Here is a 4,438-nt window from a genome sequence, read left to right on the forward strand (position 1 = left end):
CCTTAATTGAGCCCAAAAACGGTGAGCTGGCCCGCTGGCACGGGCTACGACGCGCCCGCTACTGGGGGCTAGTAAAGACTAGGCTTCAGGCCATTTTCACTGCCCTGGCGGTAAACTTCAAGCGATGGGTGTACCTGGCAATTGCTGCCAAGCGGGCAGTCAAAACCGCGGCAGCCTAGGAATAAGGAGTTTCTCTGCCTTTTTCAAGGACTTGGTTACTTTATATTGGTACTAAAGGTGGCGATTTGCTGTGGTAAGCTCTTCCATAAAAGCCTGATTGCCATATATTGTTAATTATACTTGGTTAAAGTGTTATAACTTGCTGTTTTCCCTCAGTTTTGCGACGGTCTCCAATTAACAGGTGGTATAGCTCATCGATCCCATGGTTTCTTTTTGGTTTTCTAGGAATGAGTTGCCTTAGAACAATTGGTTTGATTCCCGAGGGGCTTGTTTCTTTACTTCTACAAATGAGCAGTTTATTTTTGACTATGGCCATGGCTGGTATGGGTCTCAGCGTAGATATGGTGATGTTTAAGCGGATGGGAATAAAATCATTTCTTATCGGCCTGCTTGGATCCTTGGTGATATCAGTGGTTGGTTTTCTGGCGGTTCGTGTTGCTCATTTTTAGCTAGGGAGGTGTTAAAATGATAAGTGGGGTGGCGGAACAAATTTTAAGGGAAGCTCAATTGGAGGCGGCAGATTTTTCTATTAAAAAAATCGTCCTGGCAGTAGATGGTTCGGCTCCGGCCGTTGAAGCAACTAAGTACGCCGTGGGTTTGGCTAGGTGGCATCGCGCGAAAATAATAGCTGTGTTTGTCGAACCGGACAGGGAAGATGATGTCATCACTGAAGAGCAATGGGAACAACTAGCAAAAAAAAGTAAGAGGATTCGGTACGGGTTGGCCGGGCTGGAGCTTGCGCAGAGGTATGCTAGGATAAATGGATTGGATGTTAAAAAGTGCCTGCTAAGTGGTAGCCCTGTTAGGCAGATTATAGATGTGGCTGTAAGAGAGGGGGCAGATTTAATTGTTTTGGGCGATACGGGTTTGACGGGAATTAAAAGAATAGCCCTGGGGAGCGTTGCAGAAGCTGTGGTCGAAGCATCTGAAATTCCTGTGCTAATCGTTAAAGGCAGGTAACAATCACGATGAACTTTCACCAGTTGCATATCTTCAAGGTCGTAGCTGATAAAAAGAGCTTCTCTAAAGCTGCGCAGGTTTTGTTTATTTCGCAGCCGGCTATTAGTATGCAGATTAAATCCCTGGAAGAGCATTTTGGGACGCGGTTATTTGAGCGGAATACTCACCAGGTGAATCTTACTGAGGCGGGCCGCATCCTGTATAACTATGTAGAAAAGATCCTGACTTTGATAGATGAGGCCGAACAGGAAATATCTATCCTTACCGGTTGTGTGAGAGGTACTCTGTCCATAGGTGCGAGTTTTACTTTAGGTGAGTATGTAATTCCCCAGGTAATAGGCCGTTTTAAGACGCAGTATCCACTGGTGAAGGTCTTTCTGCAGGTGACTAATACAGAACAAATTGCGAAACGTGTATTAAAAGGCACATTGGATCTAGGGTTGATTGAAAGTCACATAGATAATCAGGATAATCAGGATTTAGTTGTAAAACCGTTTTTGCAAGATGAGTTAATTGTAATACTCCCAATAGATCATCCTTTAGCCGGAAGAAAATCTATCTCGCTGGATGAACTCGTTGCGCTTCCGCTGGTGTTGCGGGAAAAGGGGTCTGGTACGAGGAAAGTTGCCGAAGAACGACTCAAGGAAGCGGGTGTAGAATTATCTGCATTAAACGTTGTAATGGAATTAGGTAGTACCGAAGCAGTAAAAAAAGCTGTGGAAGCTGGCTTCGGAGCCAGTATCATTTCCACATGGGCGGTGCAGAAAGAGTTAAAGCTGCACACGCTAAAACCTGTTAAGATCAAGGACATTTCTTTACTTCGAAACTTCTACATCATTTTTAGGGAAAACCGAGCCCACGTACCTGTGGTTAAAGAGTTTATCTCTTTTATACAACAACGACCGTTTCAGCAAGTTGAGCCAAGGTGACTTCTAATATACTGGTCAATGATAAACACGCGTGTTCTGGATGGTAGTTTAGTGGTCCTGTTGTTGAGCAATTTTGCTTATTACAACCGTATTGCACCAAAGAATGGGGTGTAGGTTATGGCAGCCAAGGGAGTGATTCTCGCCGAAAGGCCAGACGTGCTAGAGCTGGAGCTTGACCCTCTGACCCGAAAAGTCTACCTGGAACTGGCCGAGCCCAGCCTGGCCGACAACCGGGCTGACGTGGACCGCCTGGTTGCAGCTCTCCAGGGAAAACTCGGGGGCCCGGTTGTAGTGCCCCTGGACCTGATGCGCCGGGTCCCAAGTGTCTTGCGGGAGGCTGGCTGGCAGGTTACGGCCACCGTTGGTTTTCTGGCACCCGGGCTGTGGAACCTGGTGGACCTGGAAGCCGGAGACACCACCCGGCGCCACTTCGGCCTGGCCGTGGATATTGGCACCACTACGGTAGTAGCCTACCTTGTAGACATGCGTAACGGGCAGGTGCTGGGGGCAGCAGCCGATTATAACGGCCAGGTGAGTGCGGGCGAAGACCTTCTTACCCGCATTTGCTTGGCCGGGACGCCGGAAGGCCTGGAGCAACTCCAGAGAGCTTTGATAAATACGTTAAACGGGTTAATTAAGCGACTAGCGCAAAGCCATGAACTTGAAACACGCGAAATCAGCGCCGTGGCCGTAGGCGCTAACACTACCATGGTGCATCTCTTCCTGGGGCTGGATCCTTCCCGGATTTGCATGGCTCCCTATATTCCGGTGACCAACAACCCGGGCCTTGTTTCAGCTGGGCAGCTGGGCCTGATGGTCAACCCCCGTGCCCCGGTCTACTGCCTCCCCTCGGTGGCCAGCTACTTGGGCGGAGACGTGGTAGGGGGAGTACTGGCCAGTGGCCTGCACCGCCGGTCGGAACTTTCCCTTTTTGTGGACATCGGCACCAACGCGGAGATCATCCTGGGCAATCGGGACTGGCTGCTAGGGTGCGCTGGGGCCGCTGGACCGGCTCTGGAGGGCGGCGTGGCCGCCAGCGGCATGCGGGCCGAGCCTGGAGCGGTGAATCGCGTGAGGATTGACCCCCAAACGAGAGAGGTGCATTACACCACCATTGGCGGGGCGCCTCCTGTGGGCATCTGCGGTTCAGGTTTGGTGGACTGCCTGGCCGAGATGTTCCTGGCGGGCATCATTGACCGTGCGGGCCGGTTCAAGGACGGACGGGATAGGTTTGTGGTGGTTTCAGCCGAGGAATCGGCCACAGGTAAGGAAATTGCGGTTACTCAGCTGGACATCCACAATTTCATGCGCACAAAGGGGGCAGTAAATGCCGCCCTGGAGCTCCTGCTGGAAAGTGTAGGGCTCTCCCTTTCCGACATTGAGTATTTTTATGCCGCAGGAGCCTTTGGCCAGTACCTGGACCTGGAGTCTGCCATCACCATTGGCCTTTATCCCGACCTTCCGCGCGAGCGGATGGTGCGCCTGGGCAACGCCTCCGGGGAAGGGGCCAGGCTGGCCCTTTTGTCTGGTGCCATACGCCGGGAGGGCGAGGCCATTGCCCGCAATATCACCTACATTGAGCTCAACGCCAACCAGACCTTCATGAACAAATTTGTGGGCAGCAAGTTTCTCCCCCACACCAACCTGGATCTTTTCCCCACTGTCAAGGCAAAGTTAATCGAGCGGGGACTCGTGGAAGCTGTATGACTTGGGTGTCGAAGTTCTGTACACGAGATCTCTGTGTTTGAGCTGGTTTTTCAGGGGCCTCGATAAAAACAGGAGGGTACGTATATGCTGTCCAGTATTATCAAACGCGATGGGCGGATGGTTCCGTTCGACCCAGCGCGGATTGAGGCAGCCGTAAGGAAGGCGTTCGGTGCCACTGGAGAAGCAGGTGATGCGGTTCAAGTGGCTCGGCGCGTCTTGGACCGGCTCTCCGGGGTGGAAGTCCCGACAGTGGAGCAGGTGCAGGACACTGTAGAAGAGACGCTGATGCGGATGGGTTTCTACAGGACCGCGAAGGCCTACATCCTCTACCGGGAACAGCGGCGCCAGGCGCGGGAAATGAGGTCGCTCGTCTCTGTTGATCTCATCGATCGGTACCTGGAAGAGGCCGACTGGCGCGTGCGGGAAAACGCGAACGTCGGCTTCAGCGTGCAGGGCCTGCACGTCTACCTAACCGGAACGCTGGCATCCCGGTACTGGTTGGAAAGGATTTACCCGGGGGAGGTGCGGGAGGCACACGTTAACGGTAGCCTGCACCTGCATGACCTGGGATTCCTTGGAAATTACTGTTGCGGGTGGGATCTCCAGGCACTCCTTCGGGAGGGCTTCAACGGCATCTCCGGTGCGATCGAGGCGGAGCCGCC

At 52.6% G+C, this 4,438-nt stretch carries 6 protein-coding genes; all 6 read left to right on the plus strand.

The window, feature by feature from the left end; translation table 11 throughout:
- The first annotated feature begins 5 nt into the window (after positions 1-5).
- On the plus strand, positions 6-179 hold the full coding sequence (locus G454_RS21910; RefSeq protein ID WP_425387448.1) for a transposase: 174 nt from the start codon (positions 6-8) through the stop codon (positions 177-179).
- 159 nt (positions 180-338) lie between these two features.
- A complete protein-coding gene (locus tag G454_RS22785) occupies positions 339-629 on the plus strand; it encodes a putative sulfate exporter family transporter (RefSeq protein WP_342669748.1) in 291 nt (96 codons plus the stop codon).
- 16 nt (positions 630-645) lie between these two features.
- Positions 646-1,140 (plus strand): universal stress protein, encoded by a 495-nt coding sequence (locus G454_RS0114750; protein ID WP_027719193.1) that lies wholly within the window; start codon positions 646-648, stop codon positions 1,138-1,140.
- An 8-nt stretch (positions 1,141-1,148) separates the two neighbouring features.
- Entirely contained in the window at positions 1,149-2,069 is a 921-nt protein-coding gene (locus tag G454_RS0114755; RefSeq protein ID WP_051276534.1) for a selenium metabolism-associated LysR family transcriptional regulator, read from the plus strand.
- A 117-nt stretch (positions 2,070-2,186) separates the two neighbouring features.
- Entirely contained in the window at positions 2,187-3,776 is a 1,590-nt protein-coding gene (locus G454_RS0114760; protein ID WP_027719195.1) for an ASKHA domain-containing protein, read from the plus strand.
- A gap of 117 nt (positions 3,777-3,893) precedes the next feature.
- A partial coding sequence (nrdD, locus tag G454_RS19590) for an anaerobic ribonucleoside-triphosphate reductase (RefSeq protein ID WP_245574428.1) occupies positions 3,894-4,438 on the plus strand: 545 nt, incomplete at its 3' end.

It is taken from the genome of Desulfovirgula thermocuniculi DSM 16036 (assembly GCF_000429345.1).
Lineage (GTDB): Bacteria > Bacillota > Desulfotomaculia > Desulfotomaculales > Desulfovirgulaceae > Desulfovirgula > Desulfovirgula thermocuniculi.

Bases quoted from the DNA above. Each gene is read 5' to 3' on its own strand.
- G454_RS0114760 (WP_027719195.1), top strand. From the start codon at position 2,187: ATGGCAGCCAAGGGAGTGATTCTCGCCGAAAGGCCAGACGTGCTAGAG.
- G454_RS0114755 (WP_051276534.1), top strand. From the start codon at position 1,149: ATGAACTTTCACCAGTTGCATATCTTCAAGGTCGTAGCTGATAAAAAG.
- G454_RS0114750 (WP_027719193.1), top strand. From the start codon at position 646: ATGATAAGTGGGGTGGCGGAACAAATTTTAAGGGAAGCTCAATTGGAG.